Below are 23015 nucleotides of genomic sequence, written 5' to 3'. Positions count from 1 at the left end.
GCTAATGCGAGATATTCGTTTTATCGACAAAACATTTGATAGTACCCAAACTTTACTATATCATTTATCCATCCAGATCAGTCTGGATGGATTTTCTTTTTGTATACTCGATATTCCTAAGGGAAAATATGTCCTGCTACGCAACCACCCTGTTTTCCTGAAAAGGCCGCGTCTTTTATTAAACCGGCTGAGGGATGTGATTGAAGAAGAAGAGCTTTTCGGCCTCGAATATAAAAGCATCGATATCATTTATTCGACCCGTAAATCGACGTTGGTTCCTGAAGGCATGTACTCGCGGGGAACCGCCGAGAAATTTTTCGCTTTCAATCATCCGCTGGAAAATAATTTTGCCATAGAAAAGACGCATCTGCACAAGGCAGAAGCCTGGTCACTTTATGAAATTCCGGTCAACTTCCGCGAATTCCTCCTCTCGAAGTTTCCCAAAGCAACAATCAGGCATCATCTCTACCCGATTATTGAAAGTGCTTTAAAACGCAACAAATCGCAGACTGACCGGGTCGAGGTTCATCTTAATTTTTTCCGGCACGATTTCGATTTAATGGTCATCGAAGGGCCGAAACTCAGATTATATAACAATTTTTCCTACCGGGATGAAAATGATGTGCTGTACTATGTGATGTACATATTTGAGCAACTCAAATTAAATCCGGAGAAAGCAAATGTGATTATTTCGGGATATATTTCGCGGATGGCACCACATTACCATTTACTGAAGAAGTACATCAGAAAGGTGGCCTTTGCCAAACTCGATACGACCTATCAATACAGCTACACCTTTAACGAAATTCCCGAACACTATTACGCACCCCTGTTAAGTTTATATCGATGCGAATAATCGGCGGAGAATTCAAAGGAAGGCATTTCAGCCCTGGTTCCAGCTTTAAAGCAAGACCAACCACTGATTTTGCCAAGGAAAACCTCTTCAATATTCTGATTCACCGAATAGATTTGGACGAAATTTCCGTTCTCGATTTGTTTGGAGGAACGGGGAGCATCACGCTGGAGTTCGTTTCACGCGGATGCGGAAAAGTTACCTGCGTTGAAAAAAACTACCGTCACTTTTCGTTTATCCAGGCAACGGTTAAAACACTCGGTGTTGAGAAGGCAGTTCACCTGATAAAAGGCGATGTATTTCGTTTCCTTGAAAAGAGTGCAGGAAAATATGATTTGATATTTGCCGATCCGCCCTATGCTCTTCCCAACCTGGAAACCTTACCCGAGCTCATATTCCAGCATGAGTTGCTGACACCCGATGGAATTTTCATCCTCGAACACGGAAAAACGAACAGTTTTGAGTCGCATCCTCAATTTTCAGAACTGCGTAAATACGGAAGTGTTCATTTTTCAATGTTTTCACAAGGAAAAGATTGAGTATCTTCACCAAATCGTTTCCCGTTTTATTTCCTGAAAATATTGGTAAAAAAATTGGGGGATAGATTTGCAGTTAAAGAAACAAGCTATATATTTGCATCGCCTTTAAAAATAAGGCAGGGCGCAATGCCCGGTTCTTTCATATTTTGTGAACGTTTTCCTGAAAATACCTGGTCTGGTAGTTCAGTTGGTTAGAATACATGCCTGTCACGCATGGGGTCGCGGGTTCGAGTCCCGTCCAGACCGCCATAAAAAAATAAAGGAAAACGATTTTGGTCCGGTAGTTCAGTTGGTTAGAATACATGCCTGTCACGCATGGGGTCGCGGGTTCGAGTCCCGTCCGGACCGCCAATAAAATAGAAAGAAACTTATTGGTCTGGTAGTTCAGTTGGTTAGAATACATGCCTGTCACGCATGGGGTCGCGGGTTCGAGTCCCGTCCAGACCGCGAAAGCCTCGGAGTTGTTCCGGGGCTTTTGTTTTTATAAATTCCTACATATCTCTTTTTCAGAAATCCGCTCCCATTCCATTCAACAATTCACAGAAGATGTAAGTGAACCGGAGCAGTCCATCAATCCTGAACAGAAATCAAATGCTCCTCTGTTAATTTCTTCTCGCCCTTCCACCGATAGGCAGTCAATTTTCCGGTTGTTGCCACACAGCTATCCACGCAGCATAAATTAGATTGTGGAATAGCACAGCAACCGGAAAGGCAATAGTGCCCGAAGAATACAGGTGGTTGGTCTTCGGGGTAGGGTTCAAACCGAGGCATAATTTCCTGAGGAATGGAATAATCAGGCAAAACAAACTTATTGCCGAAAGACAGGCTTCGGAAGGTTTTCCCGGCTGGCGATTCCCACCAGTTCATACGGAAAGTCCGGCGGGCCATGCCACGCGTATCTTTCAATATTAAATCAGCCGGGGTACGGTATTCCAGGCCTTTTAACAGGCGATAAATCACTTCGGCTGCCGGATGTCCATTCTCATGTATTTCGCGCAATAAACGCTTCCTCAGCTTATCCTGTGGAAGAATCTCTTTCAGGTAACCAATTTCGGCATCATTCCAGTAAGCATGAGCCACTCTTATCTCACCGAGCTCAAGGAAAAGCGGCAGCGTACGAAGCCATCTGAGATGGTCTTTCCAAAGCTCTTTGTCATTCTTAAACTGGCCCAGTGTTTTAATAATCTGGTTCCGATTGCCCGAGATATGCCGTCCCAGGTACGTGCCTCCGGAATCCTTTATATGATACAAAATGGCCGCATATTCATGGTTTCCCAAAATAGCGTGAGCTGTTCCGGCTTCGACCATTCCCCTGATAATTTCCAGGGTTTCCCTGATCTCTGGTCCGCGGTTGATAAAATCTCCCACAAACACAGCCATACGTTTCTTATGCTGCCAAATCCCGTCAATTTGCTCATAGTTGAGTTTACTGAGCAACTTCTTCAACAGTTCTGCGTGGCCATGTACATCACCAATAATATCGTAGAGTGGAGTTGTATCCTTCATGGGCAGTAAATTTAAAAATTATTGGTATTGGAAATAAAAAAGCAGCCCCGAAATACGAAGCTGCCTAACTTTAAGCCCGTCATTCGGTTTACTACCACCAAACGGTATAGAAAACAATCAGAATGAGGCTGATGATGATAGCCCCGATATTAAATCCTTTCGATGTTTTGAAGTAATCTTTTTTCATGGCTAATCCATTCGGATCATCTGCTCTCGATTCGAGCAAGCTCACTAAAATCAAAATGCCAGCCAGAATCAGAAATACAATACCCATCCGGTTCATAAACGGAAGATTCGGCATCAATGCTTTGAAGGCAAATCCCATCGGAATGGTAAGAATAGCTGTAATCAGCGCCCCATTTGCGCGCGCTTTCTTCCAGAACATTCCCAGTCCGAAAATCGCCAGCACGCCAGGGGTAATCATTCCGGTGAAATCCTGAATAAACTGGAACGCCTGATCGAGTCCGCCAAGTAAAGGCCGTGCGACAAAAACAGCAATTACCAACGCAGTAAAAGAGGTAATACGACCAATGGTTACCAAATGCGTTTGTGAAGCCTCCGGACGCAGATATTTTTTGTAAATATCCATCGTAAAGATGGTCGAAGTTGAGTTAAGCATCGACGCCAGTGACGATACAATTGCCGCTGCCAAAGCTGCAAAAGTCAATCCCTTAATCCCGGTAGGAATAAATGTATGGAGCAGCCAGGGATACGCCTTATCGGAAGGCTCAATTACAATATTGGTATTCTGTGTCAGAACAAAGGCAGCAATGCCCGGAATCACAACAATTAGTGGCGTTAGAATCTTCAGAAAACCTGCGAAGATCATCCCTTTCTGGGCTTCGTCTACACTTTTGGCTGCCAGTCCGCGTTGAATAATGTACTGGTTAAAACCGAAATAGGCCAAATTAGCGACCCACAATCCACCAACCAATACGGAAATTCCGGGGAGGTCCTGAAAAGCATCGCGTGTCCCTCCGGTACTGCCATCCGGAACCAGCAATTCTCCACGGTGAATAATCATATTGAATTTTTCCGGGGCTTGCTTCATTAATTCTACAAATCCATTCAACGGACCATCGACACCAAACTTGTCTGCAACGGCATCCAGCGCCATCCAGGTCGTAATCAACCCACCGGCAACCAGAAATACAACTTGAATAACATCCGTCCAGGCTACGGCTTTCAACCCACCATAAATAGAATAGAGTGCGGCAAAAAGCGCCAGGGCAATGATTCCGTATAGCAACGGCACGCCCATGATGGTTTCTAAAGCGAGTGCTCCGAGGTACATCACTGAAGTAAGGTTCACAAATACGTAAACCAGTAACCAGAAAATAGCGAGTGCCAGGCGCACGCGACTATCATAACGCACTTCGAGGAACTGCGGCATGGTGTAAATTCCCTTATCGAGAAAAATAGGAAGGAAATATTTTCCAACGATTATTAACGTTGCAGCTCCCATCCACTCGTAGGAGGCAATTCCCAGACCAATGGCAAATCCCGAACCGGACATCCCGATAAATTGCTCAGCCGAAATATTGGCAGCAATCACCGATGCACCGATGGCCCACCAGGGTAATCCTTTACTTGCCAAAAAGTAGTCTTCGGCATTCTTTTTATGGCCTTTCTTTTCTTTCGAAACCCAGAGCCCTACACCTAAAATCACGACGGCATAGAGAATGAAAGCCATATAATCCCAAAATGTAAACATATGAATTGGATTTAGTATCGATTTATGATTTTCTATCTCATTTTATAATGAACGGCCGACAGTGACCGTAAACGCTCTGCGCTGGTTTCTGCCGTAATATCCCGTTGAGGCGTGGCCAGCATTTCGTATCCGACCATGAACTTCTTCACTGTAGCTGAACGCAACAGCGGAGGATAAAAATGCATGTGAAAATGCCATTCCGGGTGAGGTTCCTCATCGGTCGGACTTTGATGTATGCCTGCAGAATAAGGGAAAGATACCTCGAACAGATTATCATACATTACCGTCAGTCGTTTATAAATATCGGCCAGAGCCAATTTCTCTTCCGAAGTAAATTGTCCAAGATGTTGGATTGCTCTGCGACTGATAATCATGCTTTCGAATGGCCAGACTGCCCAGTACGGAACCAATGCTACAAAGTGCTCGTTCTCGACCAGGATGCGTTCTTTCTTTTCCAGCTCACTCTTCAGATAATCGCCAAGTAACGTTCGCCGGTGATTATTGTAATACTGAAGTTGTGCCATCTGTTCTTTGGCCGGCTCGTTCGGAATGGAGGTGGATGACCAGATTTGTCCGTGCGGATGAGGATTCGAACATCCCATCACACTCCCCTTATTCTCAAAAATCTGGACATAATTGATAAAATCTTTTGCACCCAACTCATTGTATTCGTTCTGCCACACATCAACGACTTTGGCAATTTCTTCGACCTCCATCTCCGGGATGGTCAAATCGTGTCGCGGGCTGAAACAGATGACTTTGCAAACGCCACGCTCACTTTCCGCCCGAAACAGTTCCCCCTCTTCCACGATTCCTTCCGGGGTACCTTCCAGCAACGCACTGAAATCGTTTCTGAACACATAAGTGGATTCGTAATCCGGATTTTTCTCACCTCCTGCACGTTCGTTACCCGCACACAAATAACAGGTTGGATCATATTGCGGCCGGGTCTCTTCCTGGATCTTTTCCACCTGTCCCTGCCACGGACGCTTGGCCCTATGTGGTGACACCAGAACCCATTCACCAGTCAGAGCATTATATCTTCGATGCGGATGATCGGTTAAATTAAAATTAGACATTTTTCACCTTGATTTTTACGTTAGCAAATCTTGTGACTTCCTTCTCCAACCTCAGCAACATAAAATTCTGGTTTCAAACCAGTACGTGCCTCGTAATTCCGGCCAACCTGTTCAATAAAGGCATCCACCGCTTCATCTTTCACCAGCGAAACCGTACTGCCGCCAAATCCTCCCCCCGTCATGCGGGAACCAATCACTCCTTCAATTTTTCGGGCTTCCTCCACCATGGTATCCAGCTCATTTCCGGTGACTTCATAGTCGTCTCGAAGCGAGTCATGTGAGCCATTCATCAAGTGACCGAACTCTTCCAGCTTTCCGGCTTTCAATGCATCTACCGCATCACGGGTGCGTTTAATCTCAGAGATGACGTGGCGAGCCCGTTTGCGAACCACCTCATCATCAATTTTATCCTGAAGTCCCAGAAAATCATCCCAGGATAATTCTCCCAATTGTTTAATCGGCTTGAAAGGTTTTATCGATTCCACCGCAGCTTTGCATTCAGCCACCCGTTTATTGTACATCCCTGAATCCAGCTTGTGTGGACTATTCGTATTACCGATGACAATCTTCACTCCATCCAATTTGACCGGCACCTGTTCATAATCCAGAGTATCGCAGTTCAGGAAAAGAGCATGATCTTTATGTGCCATTCCGGAAGCAAACTGATCCATAATTCCGCAATGCACACCAGCAAATTCGTGCTCTGCCATCTGTCCCATTTTGACCAGTTCCACCCGCTCTTCGTCGTAACTATACACATCGTTGATGGCAACTCCGGTCACCATTTCGAGTGCAGCTGAGGAGGAAAGTCCGGCACCATTAGGAACATTTCCCCAAAAGAGCAAATCGGCACCTGTATCAGGCGTTTTTCCTTTTTTCACAAACTGGGCAATAACGCCCAGTGGATAGTTGAACCACTCGTTTCCGATTGGTTGAGTTAGTTTATCGAAGGTGATATCCGTTTCATTCTCTACATTCAATGAAGCAAAGTGAAAGCTCTTTTTATCGTTTTTCCTGATAAGGCAATAAGTTCCGAAAGTGAGAGCGCAAGGAAATACAAAACCTCCGTTGTAATCGGTATGCTCTCCTATAAGATTTACACGCCCCGGAGAAAAATATACAGATACTTCCCCCGCACCGTATTTACTGACAAATTGCTTCTTTAGTTCTTCAATATTCATTCGAGTTAAACCTAATTAATTCATACTGGTAGGTACCGGTTGGTAAAACTATCAATTCTTCCTCACATGGCAAAATGTTTTGCCTGAGAAATTAGTCAGGTATTAACTTATAATGATTTTCGACGAATAAGAGCTGACGGATTTCGCAGTTTACCCGATTTCTTCCGCTCCACAAGTTCAGCCAATGTTTCCCCCATCAACTTAAAATCAGTAGATATCGTCGTGATTCCACCAGCAACAACTTCCTTCAAAACCGTGTCATTAAAAGAAACCAACCCCAAATCTTCACCCAATTCCAATTTCGCTTCGGCTGCTTTCTTAACCATTCTCACCAGGTTCCGATCCGACATCACAAAGTAGGCTTCTCCCTTTTTAACTTTCCGGTTGCTAAGCGAGTAAATCACCTCGTATTCAATTTCGTTTTCTTCACAAAAGCGCTTGAAACCATCTACTCTACCCTCCGGTTCCTTCCCTCCTGGAAAATGCATCACCAGCCGATCGTATTTTTTCAGCAAATCTTTGCCATCCTGCAGTGCATCAACAACATCTTGTTCAAAGTCTTGATAAATTACAGGGTATCCTTTCAGATCAGCTTTTTCCCGATCGAGAATATAAACCTTATCGTTTGGAAGATGGCGAATTACTTGATTCGTGTTATCGAAGGTGGCCGGCATGATAACATAGGCGCTGTATTTTCCGGTCGCTTCCGTTACCAATTTTTCAAACAGGTTGAAATTAAAGTGATGAAAGTATATATCAACGCTGGTTTTGTTGTCCAGCTGGCTGGTAAACGAATTGTACAAATCTTCTTTAAAGACATTTAGTTCGTCGAAAAGGACAAATATCCGCTTCTCATAATCGAGGACCGTACTGTCGATATAATATCCCTTACCAGGAACCGAAGATACAACACCCCTGGCTTTCAACTCATTTAGCGCAACCATCACGGTGTCACGCGACAAGTCGAACGATTGACATATTTCATTCAGCGAGGGAATTTTGTCACCCTTTTTCAGGTTTCCCTGTTCAATTGCCTTATAAACCGAACTAATGATTTGTCTGTATTTGGGAATTCCAGCCGTTTCATCAATCTGGAATATGTGCTTCAATTTCACTTGATTCATGGATTAAGCAGATAAATTTATAAATTACAAAGTTCAAAAAATTCATCAAAAACACTACTGGTCCCCACTGGTATGTTTATTTTTATAAGGAATTTCAAAAATCAAATCCGAAATACCTATGGAATTAAAAAGAGAAGTATTTGGAACAACCCCGAAAGGAGAAAAAGTATTTCTATACAAATTAAGAAACGATAATGGAATAACCATTAAAATAACTAATTACGGAGGCATTATCACCTCCATCGAAACACCCGACCAAGACGGAAATACCGCGAATATTGCACTCGGTTTTTCGGCACTTGAAGATTATCTGAGTGAGGTATATCGAACCGAATGTCCATTTTTTGGTTGCATTGCCGGCCGCTATGCCAACCGGATTGCTAAAGGCAGATTTACCCTCGGCGGACAGGAACACACGTTAGCTGTAAATAATGGTCCCAATCACCTGCATGGCGGACTAACCGGTTTTGACAAAGTAGTGTGGGCTCCACACAAAATTGAAAAACCCGACCTGGTTGGTGTTGAACTAAAATACAGAAGTGTTCACATGGAAGAAGGCTATCCGGGTAACCTGGATGTAACCGTTATCTATACTCTGAACCACAAAAATGAGCTCAGTATTGAGTACAAAGCTGAGACCGACCATCCAACCGTGGTTAACCTGACAAACCATACCTACTTCAATCTGACTGGAAACCGGGAAAATATTCTGCACCACAATCTGAAACTCTATACCGATAAATATACAGAGACGGATGAAACACTCATCCCTACCGGGAAAATAAATAACGTGACCGGAACACCATTCGATTTCACTAAAGAACACGAACTGGGCTCAAAAATTAAGGAGCTGAAAGATGGTTACGATCTGAACTTCGTTCTGGATAGTGATGGGGAAAAGTTGAAAAAAGCAGCTGCACTGTCGGAAGAATCGACCGGACGAACCCTTGAGGTACTGACAACCGAGCCGGGGATCCAGCTTTACACCGGTTATTACATCCCAAACATAAAAGGAAAAAACGGTGAACAATTTGGTCAATATGCCGGTGTTGCGCTGGAAACACAGCACTATCCTGATTCCCCCAATCACCCTGATTTTCCCTCCACCGAGTTACGACCCGGTGAACAATTCCATTCGAAAACCGTCTATCGCTTCGGAACGAAATAAATAACATCCTCACAAGCAACTGCCTGAATACATCACATTCAGGCAGTTTCACGTTTATTTCAGGCTTTAAAACAGTTTTCTGATTACCGGAAATTTCCATAGTTTTGGATCTTGCTTAACAAAAAAATTCCTTTACTCCGGTTTTCACCGATGGAAAAAACAAACAACCTATGAAGACACTGATTGAGCTCTTTGAGCAAAGCGTCGCTAAATTTCCTAACAATCCCTTTCTTTGGGAAAAAACGAAAGACAAATACCAACCTTCCACTTACCGTGAAATTCAGGAACAAGTTCATCAATTCGGAGCCGGACTACTTTCCAAAGGGCTCGAAATGGGTGATCGGGTCGGACTTTTATCCGAAGGTCGAAATGCCTGGCTGGTAAGCGAATTGGGCATCTTATACTGCAACGCTATCAACGTTCCATTGTCGGTAAAGCTGGAACCCTCCGAACTTAAATTCAGGCTGGAACATTCCGGTGCTAAAATGGTCATTGTTTCGGGACAACAAGCAGAGAAAATCGAGAGCATTCGCCAGGAGGTTCCGTCTCTTGAAAAAGTTATTTACATCGACGGAAAAGAAAATCAGGGACCGAATGACCTCAGTTATGACGATCTAATTAAAGAAGGAAAAGCTTATCTCAACGATCCGGAAAAGAAAGCAACATTTGACCTCATCTGGCAAGGCATCCAACCCGATGATTTGGCCAATATCTCCTACACTTCCGGAACGACTGCCGATCCAAAAGGCATTATGTTGTCACACCTGAACTACGCAGCAAATGTGGCACAATCCAATTCATTAATGGACATCGATGAGAGTTTCAGGACATTAGCCATTCTTCCCTGGGACCACTCATTTGCACACACTGCCTGTCTCTACAGTTTCATGGTCAATGGTGCCAGTATTGGTTCAGTGCAAATAGGCCGTTCGCCAATGGAAACGTTGCGAAATGTTCCGAACAACATCAAAGAGCTGAGACCAAACATTATGATGAGTGTTCCGGCGCTTTCGAAGAATTTCCGGAAAAACATCGAAAAAAATATTCAGGCAAAAGGAAAAACAGCGGAAAAGCTTTTCAAACAAGGACTAAAAGTTGCTTATGCCTATAATGGTGATGGCTGGAACAAAGGCAAAGGCTGGCGTGCATTTATGAAACCAGCAGTTGCTTTTTACGACAAAATTCTGTTTTCCAAAATCAGGGAAGCCTTTGGAGGCGAATTGAAATTCTTCGTTGGTGGAGGTGCTCTACTCGATATTGAACTTCAGCGCTTTTTTGCAGCCATCGGGGTACCCGTTTGTCAAGGCTACGGACTCTCCGAAGCTTCTCCGGTTATCTCTTCGAATGCACTGCATGCCATTAAATTCGGTTCCTCCGGACGACTGGTGAAAGACCTGGAACTGAAAATCAGCGATGATGAAGGAAAAGAAGTACCAATTGGCGAAAAAGGCGAAATCGTCATCAAAGGCGATAATGTCATGGTTGGTTACTGGAAAAATCCAAAAGCATCAGCCGAAACCTTAAAAGATGGCTGGCTGCATACCGGCGATATGGGATACATGAGCAAGGATGGGTTTTTGTATGTTCTCGGACGTTTCAAGAGCCTGCTAATTGGTAATGACGGTGAAAAATTCAGTCCTGAAGGTATTGAAGAAGCGCTGGTTGACCAGTCGGAATTCATCGATCAGGCCATGCTCTACAATAATCAGAATCCTTATACTTCCGGAATGTTAGTGCCCAATATTGCTGCCATTAACCGGAAACTGCAAAAAATGAACATCGAACCCGGAACGGAAGAAGGCAACCAGAAAACGCTGGAGATTATTAAACAGGAAGTGGATGCATACCGCAAAGGTGGAAAATACGAAGGTGAATTTCCTGAACGATGGCTTCCGACAACCATCGCCGTTCTTCCGGAAGCCTTTACCGAGCAAAATCATTTAATGAACAGCACGATGAAAATGGTTCGTGGAAAAATCACTGAATACTTTAGTAAAGAGCTGGAATTTCTCTACACAGCCGAAGCCCGGAATATCATCAATCCGATGAATATGGAGGCCGTCGCCAAATGGAACGGAACGCTGTAGGCAACCAACTCGTATCCGGAATAGGTCAACCTAAATTTGAACTATTCCGGATACCTTCTATTTATAAAACCGGAAAAGCATTAGAATCATGATACGAAAAGCCGTTATACCAGCTGCCGGATTTGGAACCCGCTTCCTGCCCATCACCAAAGCGCAGCCCAAAGAGATGATTCCGATAGTTGATACACCGGTTATTCAATATGTAGTTGAAGAAGCTGTCGCTTCAGGAATTACAGACATTTTGATGATTATCGGCCGTGGAAAACGGGCCGTGGAAGAGCATTTCGACCGTTCGTTCGAGCTGGAGCATTTACTGGAGCAAAAGAAAAAGTTCAAAGAGCTCGATGCCATTCGCCGCATCACCGACATGGCCAACATTCACTTTGTCTGGCAAAAAGAGATGAATGGACTGGGAGACGCCATTCTGCACGCCCGCGATCACGTGGGTAATGAACCTTTCGCTGTTTTGCTGGGAGACACCATTTTTCGCAGTAAAATACCGGTTACCCGCCAACTTGTCGAGGTAGCAGAAAAATATAACAGTTCGGTGGTTGGACTCGAAGAAGTTGAAAGGAATTTGGTGAGTCGTTACGGCATTTTCGATGGCACCCATCTACAGAACAATATTTGGCAGGCAAAGCAACTCATTGAAAAACCTGCGGTTCAGGAAGCACCTTCCAATCTGGCCATCGCCAGCCGCTATATTTTTATGCCCGAAATTTTCAGTTACCTGGAAAAAACGCCACCTGGAAAAAACAATGAGATTCAAATCACCGATGCCATGCAGGCACTTCTGCAAAATGAAAAAATCTTTGGCGTAAAGTTGCAGGGAGAGCTTTTCGATATCGGAGACAAACTCGAATTTATTAAAACCAATGTCCTCTTTGGCATGGAGCAGGAAGACATAGGCGAAAACCTGAAAATCTGGATAAAAGAACTGGCTCGCAAACTCTGAAAGACGACTTCATTTTTCCAGAAAGAAAAAGAGAGAAGCCAATTTTTACGCTCCTCCCTTTCCTTCTATGAATCAATCTATCATCTGTATCTTAAAATCCAAATGCGTGAGGTAACCACAAACTCAATTCCGGTACATAAGTAACGAGTAACAATGTGATAATCATCACGACAAACATGGGCAATAAAGGCTTGATAACATTCTCTATTTTCGTATTCGCCACACTACAACCGATAAACAGTACCGAACCAACAGGTGGCGTGCAGAGTCCTACCGAAAGGTTCATTACCATAATGATTCCGAAGTGAATCGGGTCCATTCCCAACTGCGAGGTAACTACCGGCAGAAAAATCGGTGTGAAAATCAACACGGCCGGTGTCATATCCATGAACACTCCAACGAACAACAGAATAAAGTTGATGATGAGCAAAATAATCATGGGATTACCCGAAACACTAAGCAGCGCGTTACTTACTCCCTGCGGGATATTCTGATACGACATCACCCAGGAAAGTCCCATCGAAGTCGCCACCAACAAAAGAACAATCGCTGTTGTTCCTACCGATTTCAGCAGAATTCCGGGCAAATCGCTTAGGCTTATTTCCTTGTAAGCCATGGCCAAAATAAAACAGTACAACACTGCTACAGCCGAAGCTTCAGTCGCGGTAAAAACGCCAGCGATAATTCCACCAATCACAACCACCAACAACATCAAACTTGGAATGGCCTGAATGAATATCTTCACGCTCTGGCGAAAAGTATATTTTTCGCAAAGCGGATATTTTTTCCGGACCGCGAAAACGGCACCAACAATCATGAGCGCTACCCCGGTAAGAATTCCGGGTATATATCCCGCAAGGAAGAGTGCCGTAATCGAGGCTCCTCCCGAAGCCAGTGAATAGACAATCAATATGTTGCTTGGCGGAATACTCAACCCCGTTGTGGCACTGGTAATATTAATAGCTGCACTGAAGTTTTTGTCATATCCCGATTTTTCCATTTCAGGGCCCATGATACTACCAATAGCCGAAGCCGAAGCAGCAGCCGAGCCGGAAATAGCTCCGAAAAGCATATTCGCCAACACATTTACAAATGCAAGTCCGCCGGGAAGTCGTCCAACCAGTACCTTGGCAAAAGAAATTAATCGTATCGCAATTCCTCCCCGGTTCATAAGCTGCCCCGCCAATATAAAAAACGGTATCGCCAGCAAGGCAAAACTATCCAGCCCGGTAGCCATCTGCTGAGCAAGAGTAGTTACTGCGGGCAACGCGCCAACGCTGAGAAGAAGAGTAAGCAAGGCTGCCAATCCAATGCTGAAGGCAATCGGCACACCAATAGCCAGAAAAATGATGAATGAGATAACCAGAACGAATATTCCTAATGTTTCCATGAATCAAATATTATCAGCGTTAGGATTTTTAATCAGCCGGACAATCTCATCTATGCTAAAGTAACTGATGAGGAATCCACTCAACGGTACAACCATGTATACATACCCTATAGGAATCTGCATGGCAGCTGATGTTTGTCCTAGATAGAAACGAGTGTATACCAGCCATATTCCTCCAATTACCATCACCGAAAGGGCAAATAGCATCACTAGCAGATTAATCAAAATATCGAGATACCGTCTACGGGCAGGGGAAAATTTCTGAGCGAGCAAATCGATTGCCAGATGGTGCTTCATTCCTGCGGCCCAGGCAGCGCCAAGCAATCCAACCCAAATAAGCAGGAATCCGGCAAGTTCATCGGTAAAAGAACTGGGATTTTGAAAAACATAACGGCTGGCCACTTGCCAGAGCACATCCAATACAAGTATTCCCATTAGGATGATTACTGCCCGTTCCAGCATTTTATCTATAATTCTTCGCAATTTCATTTCGAGTACATTTAGTCATGAAATATCTACTGCCGGAAAAACTATTTTCCATTATCAGTTCCTGATAAATCCATTTTATCAACAGCCTGAATCCGCTTAATCAGTGAATACAAAGTTGAATCGTTGCGATAATCTTCGTACATACCTTTCACTTTATCTATAAAAGGCTGTTTATCCGGATGGATAATTTTCACCCCGGCTTTTTTTACCGCTTCCAGGCTCTTCTTTACCGATTCGGCCCAAAGCTTACGCTGAACAGGAACCGATTCATTCGCCGCTTCCTGCAGCCATTTTTGCTGTTGAGGTGTCAGTTTATTCCATACAATTGTACTGATAAGCAGTACATCGGGAACCATGGTATGCTCGTCAAGCGAGTAATATTTACATACATCGTAGTGATGCGAGAGATAGAAACTGGGTGGATTGTTCTCTGCCCCATCCACCACACCGCCCTGCAAGGCCGTGTATAATTCTCCAAACGAAATAGGTGTGGGAGAACCGCCCAGACGCTTCACCATCTCCACCGCCGTATTACTTTTCATCACCCTGATTTTTAGCCCCTTCAAATCAGCGGGAGAATAAATCGGGGTATTCTTCGTGTAAAAGGAACGACTTCCGGCATCATAATAGCACAAGCCACGCAGCCAAAACTTCTGGGCCTGCTTCAACATTCCCTTTCCAATCGGACCATCAAGGACCTTGAATGCATGTACCTTATCCCTAAAAATGTATGGAAGACTAAGTATCTGAAATTCCGGCGCAAAACCTTCGAGTGCGGCAGCCGAAACTTTGGTCATCGCCAGTGAGCCAATCTGCAAAAGCTCCAGACACTGGCTCTCTCCTCCCAACTGACTGGAAGGATAGATTTCGATTTTCATGGTGCCGCCGGATAACTTCTGCAACCGCTTATCCATGTAAACCATCGCTTTATGTACCGAATTCGTCGGAGCTAAACTGTGCCCCAGTTTCAGTACTGTCACTTTCTGATGTTGCTGGCACGACGAAAAAATGAATAATCCTATCAGCAGCAGAAAGGAAAATATTGGTTTGGATTTTATCATGATTATTGGTTTTCAAAAGAAAAAAAGCCGGTGCCTCACTCCCTGATTTCATCCAGTATTTCAAATACCTGCTTTACTTTATTCGTTAATTCCGAATAATTTCCTTTGTGAATAATTTCTTTCGTTATCAGTTGCGATCCCATTCCCACGCAAGTGACACCGGCACCAAACCAGGCTTTCAGGCTTTCTTCGGTAGGCTCAACACCACCTGTCGGCATCAGGCTTGTCCATGGGCACGGGCCTTTTATCGCCTTCACAAACGAGGGGCCGCCCACCTGTGCACCCGGGAAAATCTTACAGATTTCAGCACCATATTCCTCCGCCTGGTTGATTTCGGTTAACGATCCACAACCCGGAGACCAGAGAATTTTCCGGCGGTTACACACCTTCGCCATATCGTGATTCAGAATAGGAGACACAATAAAACTAGCTCCCAGCTGAATGTAGAGGGAAGCTGTTCCTGCATCCACAACGGAACCAACGCCCAATATCATATCGGGCATTTCTGCAGCGGCCCAATGATTCAGTTCAGCAAATACTTCGTGTGCAAAATCACCGCGGTTGGTAAATTCAAAAACCCGTACGCCACCATCGTAACAAGCCTTCAATACATGTTTACACACGCCCGCATCCGAATGGAAAAAAACCGGAATAATTCCAGTTTCCTTCATTTTCAGCGCAACTTCAATCCTTGAAAATCTAGCCATTTCTATCTTTTAATTTCCTTGTATTTCTAATTCCTACCGGGATACACGACCTGAAGCATCACCCGACATCAGCTTCATCACTTCCTCAACGGTCACCTGGTTATAATCGCCATAAATCGTATGCTTCAGGCAAGAAGCAGCTACCGCGAAGTTCAATACTTTTTGTTCATCTTCCGGCCAGGTCAGCAGGCCATAAATCAAGCCTCCCATGAATGAATCACCACCACCAACACGGTCGACAATGTGTGTTATCTGGTAGGTTGGTGCTTCGAATAGCTCTTTCCCATTCCATAGCACTCCCGACCAACTGTTATGATTCGCGCTAACAGAACCGCGCAGCGTGGTAATCACCTTTTTCACTCGCGGAAATTGTGCCATGATTTGTTTGGACACCGATTCGTAAGCTGCTCCGGAAACATGACCTCCGGTTACATCAACACCTTCGGGTTTGAGCCCCAAAACCATTTCAGCGTCCTCTTCATTTCCCAGAACAACATCAGTACCTGCCACCAAATCCGGCATCACTTCCCCGGCTGTTTTTCCGTATTTCCAGAGATTTTTCCGGTAGTTCAAATCACACGAAACGGTTACACCCATTTCGTTGGCTTTCGCAATTCCTTCGGCTAACACATCGGCAGCTCCCTGCGAGATAGCCGGCGTAATCCCGGTCCAGTGAAACCATCGTGCATCTTTCAGCACTTCTTCCCAATTGATCATTCCCGGCTCAATTTCAGAAATGGCCGAATGTGCCCGGTCATAAACCACTTTCGAAGCGCGGCTAACAGCACCTGTTTCGAGGAAGTATATTCCCAGACGCTCTCCTCCCCAAATCATTTTGTTGACGCCAACGCCATATTTCTGCAAATCCATCAGGCACGCTTTCCCAATATCGTTTTTGGGCAAGCGACTCACAAAATCAACCGAGATGCCGTAGTTTGCCAGCGAAACAGCTACGTTTGCCTCGCCCCCTCCAAAGGTGGCCGTAAACTCCTTCGCCTGGCTAAACCGCAGATATCCGGGAGTAGCCAATCTCAACATGATCTCACCAAAAGTGACCACTTTATTATCCATCGTTAAGCAACTTTTATTCTTGTATTGGTTAATATTTTTTGGTTTGTATTTTCTTGCTAAAAGCGGAAATAATTCACTGCGTTGTTAAAACTAATATTCTCCACCATCTGCCCAAGCAATTCCATATCAGCCGGCATTTCACCGTTTTCCACATCATTTCCGAGCAGGTTACACAAGATGCGACGGAAATATTCGTGCCGGCTGTACGACAGAAAGCTCCTGGAATCAGTTAACATACCGACAAAACGGCTCAGTAATCCAAGATTCGACAAAGCATTCATTTGTTTGGTCATACCGTCTTTCTGGTCGAGGAACCACCATCCCGAACCAAATTGGAATTTTCCGGGTACAGAACCGTCCTGAAAATTTCCCAGCATGGTAGCTATAACCTCGTTATCGCGTGGATTTAAATTATACAGAATGGTTTGCGTGAGTTTTCCTTCATAATCGAGGCGATCAAAGAAGCGAGACATGGGAGTTGCCAGCGAATAATCGCCGATGGAATCGAAGCCAGTATCTGGTCCCAAATTCTCAAACAAACGGCGGTTATTGTTACGCATTGCGCCCAAATGGTATTGTTGCGTCCAACCACGCTTGTGATCCATAGCAGCAAATTCATACAACATGGACGAACGGAATTTCAGCAGCTCTTCCTGGTTGACTTTTCCACCTCCGCGTACTTTGCTGAAAATTGCCGCAATTTCGGCGTTTGTATATGGCTCAGCGTAGAGCGTTTCCAGTCCATGATCCGATAAGCGACATCCATTTTCATGGAAGAAAGCATGACGTTTATCCAGCGCTTCCATCAACTGGTCGAAGGTTGAGACATCCATTCCGGCAACCGCCGAAAGTTGATCGATATATGCATTGAAAGCTTCAGAATTTTCGATAGCCATTGCCTTATCCGGGCGCCAGGCCGGCAACACATTCACCTCAAAACCATCTTCTTTGATTTGCCGGTGATATTCCAATGAATCAACCGGATCGTCCGTCGTGCAAATGGTGTGCACATTGGCTTTCCGGATAATTCCACGACAGGAAAAGTCCGGCGTATTCAGCTTATCATTGGCTTCGTCCCAGATTTCCTGCGCCGTATTCGGATTCAGAATTTTATTAATCCCGAAAGGCTTTTTCAATTCCAAATGCGTCCAATGATATAGTGGATTACGTAAAGTATGCGGCACGGTCTCCGCCCACTTCATAAATTTTTCCTCATCGGTTGCGTCACCCGTGCAGAAACGCTCATCTACACCATTGGTGCGCATGGCACGCCATTTATAATGATCGCCTGCCAACCAGATTTCCGTTAGGTTACGAAATGATTTATTCTCAGCAATTTCCTTTGGAGAAATATGACAGTGGTAATCGAAGATGGGCATTTTAGCCGCATGTTCGTGATATAATTGTCTTGCAGTATCGGTTTGTAACAAAAAATCGTCCCCAAGAAAAGGTTTCATACAATACTCTCTTTACAAATTAAACAGTCTTTTCAGGTGGCGTTCGAACAGGTTTTCCTCGACACAACTCCCCACCAGTTCTTTATGCTTCTCGATAAGGCCTGTATAGGTCTCACCATATTCAGCCGCAACTTTGTATCCAACATGTATCAACTGGCGAAATCCCGGGTTATATTCAGCGTGACCGGGGATATGTCTCAACGCGTTAGCATATTGCTCGCTGCTCCAGTTGTCCACTTCGGATACCGATGGCAGCAACTTTTCATCAATGTCGATCACATCGGCATAAGGTGCACACAACTCATCCTTGCGCTCCAAGGCTTTTTTATAAATGTTCTTTGCCAGTACCAATGCTTCTCCGCCAGCCAGCGCCAGACCAATCACCTCTTCTAACCAGGTAGTTCCGGCAGTTTTTACATGTAATCCCTTATCATATTTCCTGATGATTTCAGCCATCACCGGATAGATAGAGAACTTGTCGGAGCCAGAATGCACACTCAATTTCAAGGTTTCAGGAAGACCGAATTCTTTCACAGCAAAGTCGATCACCAGAACATCTTCTTCAAACTCGCGGGCAAACTGTTTCACATCGCCCACATAATCGACACCTTTATTAAAACGCCCTGTAAACTTAGGGGCAATCGTTTGCACAGGAATACCTTCGTCAGCAATTATTTTCAGGATGAAGAACATCTCGATAGGTGTTTGCGGAGCTTCCACCTCATCCATCGAAATTTCGGTAATAAAGTCATTGCCCTTTTTACGCGCTTTAATGAACCGGTAAATATTTCCTGCTTCAGCAATGGCTGCAAGGAAACGGTCGGCCATTTCCCTCAAAAACTCTTCATCCACTTTGAACGGAGAATCAATGCCGGGAATTTGCCATTCCCCTTTGTACTTTTCGCAGGCATCCAGGAAATCATCCACATCATCAGCGGAAGAGGCCTTGCCAATAAAAGCAGCCACATCCAGTGTGAAAAAGTTGGACGATTCAAGAAATCCCTCAACGTTTCCCAGTCCAATATGGTCAGCATCGACAAAATACGCTCCCTGATAACCCAAAGCTGCCACAGCTGCGTCAGCTTCTTTCCGGGTGTCTTCCGGTTTTGAATGAACGATGGAATGCTCTCGATTGGACTTATTCCAAACCGGGCTAATATCGATGCCCGCATTTTGCGCTTTCAGGATGGCCCGAAGCTGAGCTTCACCCTCTTTGGCGAACCGATCACCAATACCAAAGCTATATTTTCCCAATTTCATAATCAGCTAGTTTTCAAATATATTAAACAGGATGTATTTTCCGTGTTCGTTCACGAAAGTAGTAACTTTTTTTCGAACTCAAAATTTAAAACCCGATTAGATCGCCTTTTTATGTTTTAAAATAGTTTTAATCCGTTATCGTACACGATAAATCTTTTTTTTCATAGATTTGTTTGTTGAACTGAACATTGAACCTTAAAATTTTTGCCTTATCAAACAGGAACGAAAAATAATCCGCATAAAAGACATTGCGGAAAAAGCAGGTGTATCTATTGGTACAGTTGACCGGGTATTACACAACCGTGGTGAAGTTTCGGCCGCTACCAAAGAAAAGATTCTGGCCATTGTTAATGATTTGGATTATCGTCCTAATTTTTTGGCCAGCACCCTGGCATCAAAAAAAGAGACCGTATTTGCAGTTTTGGTACCCAAAGCGCCATCGGGAGATTCATATTGGACGCGGCCGATGTCAGGCATTAAACGCTCTGCCGACGAGCTAACTCAATTTGGCGTGAAATTGGAACTCTTTCTTTTCGATACCGAGGGAGCTGCATCGTTTACTGAAAATACCGCCAAAATCCTGGAAAATCCGCCGGCTGGTGTATTGCTCGCTCCCTGGATAAGCCGCGAAGCCAAATCATTCACATCGAAACTCGATGCATTGGGAATTCCCTATGTATATATCGATTCCAATCTCAAGGACACCAACCCGGTGAGTTTCATAGGACAAAACTCCTTTCAAAGTGGGCATTTAGCTGCAAAGTTACTCAATTATGGTTTGCCGGAAGAGAGAATATTTTTGTTGGTTCACATAGGTCGCGAGCTGGACAACCAGAATCATCTGCACCAGCGCGAGCAAGGATTTTATGACTTTTTCAACGAGAAATCGATTCAACAGAATATTATCAAAATAGAGATTCAGGAAAGTGAAACAGAGTTGAAAGAGCAAATGGCTGCCAAAAGCTTATGCCCCGAAAAAGTTGATTGCATTTATGTAACCAATTCGCGGGTACACTTGATTGCCGGTTATTTTGCCTCGCTGAATTTGCATCCGCGGATTGTGGGCTACGACCTGATTCCGCCCAATGTGAAAATGCTGGAAAAAGAAGCCATCGATTTCCTCCTTTGTCAGAATCCGGAAGAACAGGGATACCGGGCACTAAATGCTTTGTTTGACAATGTGCTGAGAAAACAGCCGGTGGAAAAGGAGAATTTCACTTCCATCGATATCATTACCCGGGAGAATCTGCAGTATTACAGCGCGGTTTAATCCGCAACAATTCTCCTAAGAAGCAGAATATTTATATGTAACCGGGCACCGATAATGATTTCAAATGAAGGTGCTACTAACCAAGAAATATAAATTCATGAAAAATTTTACGTTCGACGACCTTCACGGGAAAGTGTGTGCCATCACAGGTGGAGCCGGTGTAATTGGAAATGTCATTGTTTACGCACTGGCATCGGTTGGGGTAAAAGTTGCCATTGTCGATTATAATGAAGAACGAGCAAAAGAGGTCGCCAGTGACGTGGCTGCAAATACCGGCGCAACAATTATTGGTGTGAAAGCCAATGTGCTCGATAAATCGGAATTGGAATCAGCTAGAGAAGTCATTATTGAGAAACTGGGCCCCATCGATATTTTGATCAACGGTGCCGGTGGAAATTCTCCGCAGGCAACTACCAGCGTGGAACAAATGCAGGATACTGACCTGGATAATCTGAAAAATACCTTTTACGGACTCGAAATGGAAGGATTCGACAAGGTATTTTCACTCAACTTCAAGGGAACGGTGTTACCTACCATGGTTTTCACACGCGATATGCTACAGAAAAAATCAGGCGTAGTGCTGAATATCTCGTCGATGAATGCCTATCACCCCTTAACGAAAATACCAGCCTACTCGGCAGCCAAAGCTTCAGTAAATAACTTTACCGAATGGCTCGCAGTTCATTTGGCAAAAATGGGCATCCGGGTGAATGCAGTAGCTCCTGGCTTTTTCATCACCAACCAAAACCGCTTCCTGGTACTGGATGAAAAAACCGGTGATTATTCACAACGCGGGCAAAAGATTGTCACCAACACCCCCATGGGAAAATTCGGTGAACCGGAAGATCTTCAGGGTACTGTATTGTTCCTGCTTTCGGAACTCTCTTCCTTCGTAACAGGAGTCGTTATTCCCGTTGATGGAGGATTTAACGCGTACAGCGGCGTATAAGAAAATTAAATTATGAATGACTGATGATTGGATGATAAACAACCAATCATCCCAAAACGAACCACACGTAATGGATCTTCAACTAAAACAAAATTGTCAATATTCATTGCTGGTTCCAACCAGCATGGGCGTGCGCATTACGCCGGTAAACGGACAACCGGTACATAGTAGTCACCTGTTCGAAATGCAGGCTACCAGCGCCGAAACCAATGTGGCCAGCATTGCTTCATACCTGGGATTACCCGTAAAAGTCCTAACCACGTTCGTAAAAGGAAGTCCGATTGCCAAATTCATTAAAAGCAACCTGAAAAGCCGGCACATGGATTACGAAGGGCCGGAAGTAGCTCAGGGCGATCCATGGGGATACCGTCACCAGTTTAACATTGCCGACAGCGGTTACGGTTCCCGCGGACCACGTGTTCAGAACGATCGGTCCGGTGAAGTAGGCCGTACCCTGAATGTAAAGGATTTTGATTTGGAACGCATTTTTGGTGAGGAAGGTGTTCAAATCGTTCACCTATCGGGATTAATTGCCGCCCTTTCACCCGAAACCAGCGCTTTCTGTCTGGAGATTGCCCGTGCTGCAAAAAAACACGGAACCCGCATCTCTTTCGATTTAAATTACCGAGCTTCCTTCTGGAAAGGCCGGGCCGAAGAGTTGCGTAAAAACTTTACAGAAATTGCCTCTGTAGCCGATATCCTCATCGGGAATGAAGAAGATTTTCAGCTCTGCTTTGGTATCGAAGGTCCGGAAGCCGGCGGTCAGGGAATCGAAGCTGAAATTGAAGGCTTCAAAGGTTTGATTTCGAATGTAAAAAAATCATTCCCGAATGCATCGGTATTCGCTACAACTCTCCGTCAGGTAGTCAGCACGAACGAACACCTGTGGGGAGCTGTCATGCTGGCCGGCAACGAATGGCAAATCATCGAGCCACGAAAAATCAACGTACTCGACCGTATTGGCGGTGGCGACGGTTTTGTTGGTGGTCTGTTATATGGTATCCTGAAAGGTTGGGAAGCCGAAAAATGGCCGCAGTTTGGATGGGCTACCGGTGCATTAGCCACGACATTCCTGACGGATTACGCTCAGCCTGCCGATGAAGAGATGGTTTGGAGTATTTGGGAAGGGAATGCGAGAGTTAAGAGATGACTCGA

At 44.6% G+C, this 23015-nt stretch carries 20 protein-coding genes and 3 tRNA genes; 11 read left to right on the top strand and 12 right to left on the bottom strand.

Going from position 1 to position 23015, the window contains the following annotated elements:
- Positions 1-4 precede the first annotated feature (4 nt).
- The 5 genes from T426_RS0116205 (at position 5) to T426_RS0116185 (ending at position 1839) form a co-directional block, all read left to right on the top strand.
- Positions 5-856: a DUF3822 family protein gene (locus T426_RS0116205; RefSeq protein ID WP_025865907.1), complete on the top strand. Its 852-nt coding sequence runs from the start codon at positions 5-7 to the stop codon at positions 854-856.
- Complete coding sequence (locus T426_RS0116200; protein ID WP_025865906.1) at positions 847-1392, top strand: RsmD family RNA methyltransferase; 546 nt, start codon at positions 847-849, stop codon at positions 1390-1392. Before T426_RS0116205 ends, T426_RS0116200 begins: the two co-directional genes overlap by 10 nt.
- Positions 1393-1564: 172 nt before the next feature.
- A tRNA-Asp gene (locus tag T426_RS0116195) sits at positions 1565-1641 on the top strand.
- Positions 1642-1666: 25 nt separating this feature from the next.
- Positions 1667-1743, top strand: a tRNA-Asp gene (locus T426_RS0116190).
- A 22-nt stretch (positions 1744-1765) separates the two neighbouring features.
- Positions 1766-1839: transfer RNA gene (locus T426_RS0116185), tRNA-Asp, on the top strand.
- Between the two features lie 123 nt (positions 1840-1962).
- Here T426_RS0116185 and T426_RS0116180 read toward each other — a convergent pair.
- The 5 genes from T426_RS0116180 to T426_RS0116160 all read right to left on the bottom strand — a co-directional run bounded on the left by T426_RS0116180 (position 1963) and on the right by T426_RS0116160 (position 7996).
- Entirely contained in the window at positions 1963-2898 is a 936-nt protein-coding gene (locus T426_RS0116180; protein WP_025864463.1) for a metallophosphoesterase, read from the bottom strand.
- A gap of 91 nt (positions 2899-2989) precedes the next feature.
- Positions 2990-4612 (bottom strand): sodium/sugar symporter, encoded by a 1623-nt coding sequence (locus T426_RS0116175; RefSeq protein WP_036985469.1) that lies wholly within the window; start codon positions 4610-4612, stop codon positions 2990-2992.
- 32 nt (positions 4613-4644) lie between these two features.
- On the bottom strand, positions 4645-5691 hold the full coding sequence (locus T426_RS0116170; protein WP_025864462.1) for a UDP-glucose--hexose-1-phosphate uridylyltransferase: 1047 nt from the start codon (positions 5689-5691) through the stop codon (positions 4645-4647).
- A 20-nt stretch (positions 5692-5711) separates the two neighbouring features.
- Positions 5712-6872, bottom strand: a complete 1161-nt coding sequence (locus tag T426_RS0116165) for a galactokinase (protein WP_025864461.1) — start codon at positions 6870-6872, stop codon at positions 5712-5714.
- 107 nt (positions 6873-6979) lie between these two features.
- On the bottom strand, positions 6980-7996 hold the full coding sequence (locus T426_RS0116160; RefSeq protein WP_036985468.1) for a GntR family transcriptional regulator: 1017 nt from the start codon (positions 7994-7996) through the stop codon (positions 6980-6982).
- Between the two features lie 118 nt (positions 7997-8114).
- Between T426_RS0116160 and T426_RS0116155 the strand changes: the two genes are divergently transcribed.
- From T426_RS0116155 to galU, 3 genes are all read left to right on the top strand, one after another.
- Positions 8115-9164, top strand: coding sequence for an aldose epimerase family protein (locus T426_RS0116155; protein WP_025864460.1), 1050 nt, complete (start codon positions 8115-8117; stop codon positions 9162-9164).
- 170 nt (positions 9165-9334) lie between these two features.
- Complete coding sequence (locus T426_RS0116150) at positions 9335-11251, top strand: AMP-dependent synthetase/ligase (protein WP_025864459.1); 1917 nt, start codon at positions 9335-9337, stop codon at positions 11249-11251.
- Between the two features lie 88 nt (positions 11252-11339).
- Positions 11340-12206: a UTP--glucose-1-phosphate uridylyltransferase GalU gene (gene galU / locus T426_RS0116145; protein WP_025864458.1), complete on the top strand. Its 867-nt coding sequence runs from the start codon at positions 11340-11342 to the stop codon at positions 12204-12206.
- A gap of 91 nt (positions 12207-12297) precedes the next feature.
- Here galU and T426_RS0116140 read toward each other — a convergent pair whose 3' ends face one another.
- From T426_RS0116140 to T426_RS0116110, 7 genes are read right to left on the bottom strand one after another with little or no spacing between them, the layout of a single operon-like run.
- A complete protein-coding gene (locus T426_RS0116140; RefSeq protein WP_027585966.1) occupies positions 12298-13596 on the bottom strand; it encodes a TRAP transporter large permease in 1299 nt (432 codons plus the stop codon).
- A 3-nt stretch (positions 13597-13599) separates the two neighbouring features.
- Complete coding sequence (locus T426_RS0116135) at positions 13600-14085, bottom strand: TRAP transporter small permease (protein ID WP_036984478.1); 486 nt, start codon at positions 14083-14085, stop codon at positions 13600-13602.
- A 41-nt stretch (positions 14086-14126) separates the two neighbouring features.
- A complete protein-coding gene (locus T426_RS24030) occupies positions 14127-15146 on the bottom strand; it encodes a TRAP transporter substrate-binding protein (protein ID WP_051538823.1) in 1020 nt (339 codons plus the stop codon).
- Between the two features lie 35 nt (positions 15147-15181).
- Positions 15182-15853, bottom strand: coding sequence for a bifunctional 4-hydroxy-2-oxoglutarate aldolase/2-dehydro-3-deoxy-phosphogluconate aldolase (locus T426_RS0116125; RefSeq protein ID WP_025864455.1), 672 nt, complete (start codon positions 15851-15853; stop codon positions 15182-15184).
- A gap of 33 nt (positions 15854-15886) precedes the next feature.
- Complete coding sequence (locus T426_RS0116120; RefSeq protein ID WP_025864454.1) at positions 15887-16924, bottom strand: sugar kinase; 1038 nt, start codon at positions 16922-16924, stop codon at positions 15887-15889.
- A gap of 56 nt (positions 16925-16980) precedes the next feature.
- Positions 16981-18381: a glucuronate isomerase gene (gene uxaC, locus T426_RS0116115; protein WP_025864453.1), complete on the bottom strand. Its 1401-nt coding sequence runs from the start codon at positions 18379-18381 to the stop codon at positions 16981-16983.
- Positions 18382-18393: 12 nt separating this feature from the next.
- On the bottom strand, positions 18394-19641 hold the full coding sequence (locus T426_RS0116110; protein WP_036984477.1) for a tagaturonate epimerase family protein: 1248 nt from the start codon (positions 19639-19641) through the stop codon (positions 18394-18396).
- Positions 19642-19852: 211 nt separating this feature from the next.
- On the opposite strand from T426_RS0116110, the gene T426_RS0116105 reads away from it, so the two are divergent.
- The 3 genes from T426_RS0116105 (at position 19853) to T426_RS0116095 (ending at position 23010) form a co-directional block, all read left to right on the top strand.
- Positions 19853-20911 carry a LacI family DNA-binding transcriptional regulator gene (locus T426_RS0116105; RefSeq protein ID WP_025864451.1) on the top strand — a complete coding sequence of 353 codons (1059 nt, stop codon included), beginning with the start codon at positions 19853-19855 and terminating at the stop codon, positions 20909-20911.
- Positions 20912-21008: 97 nt separating this feature from the next.
- Positions 21009-21860 carry an SDR family oxidoreductase gene (locus tag T426_RS0116100; RefSeq protein WP_025864450.1) on the top strand — a complete coding sequence of 284 codons (852 nt, stop codon included), beginning with the start codon at positions 21009-21011 and terminating at the stop codon, positions 21858-21860.
- Positions 21861-21876: 16 nt separating this feature from the next.
- Positions 21877-23010: a sugar kinase gene (locus tag T426_RS0116095; protein WP_248622593.1), complete on the top strand. Its 1134-nt coding sequence runs from the start codon at positions 21877-21879 to the stop codon at positions 23008-23010.
- Positions 23011-23015 lie beyond the last annotated feature (5 nt).

Origin of the sequence: Prolixibacter bellariivorans ATCC BAA-1284 (assembly GCF_000621705.1) — a bacterium.
Classification (GTDB): domain Bacteria; phylum Bacteroidota; class Bacteroidia; order Bacteroidales; family Prolixibacteraceae; genus Prolixibacter; species Prolixibacter bellariivorans.
Note: the sequence above shows the minus strand (reverse complement) of the source record. Positions and strands in the feature narration are given on the sequence as shown.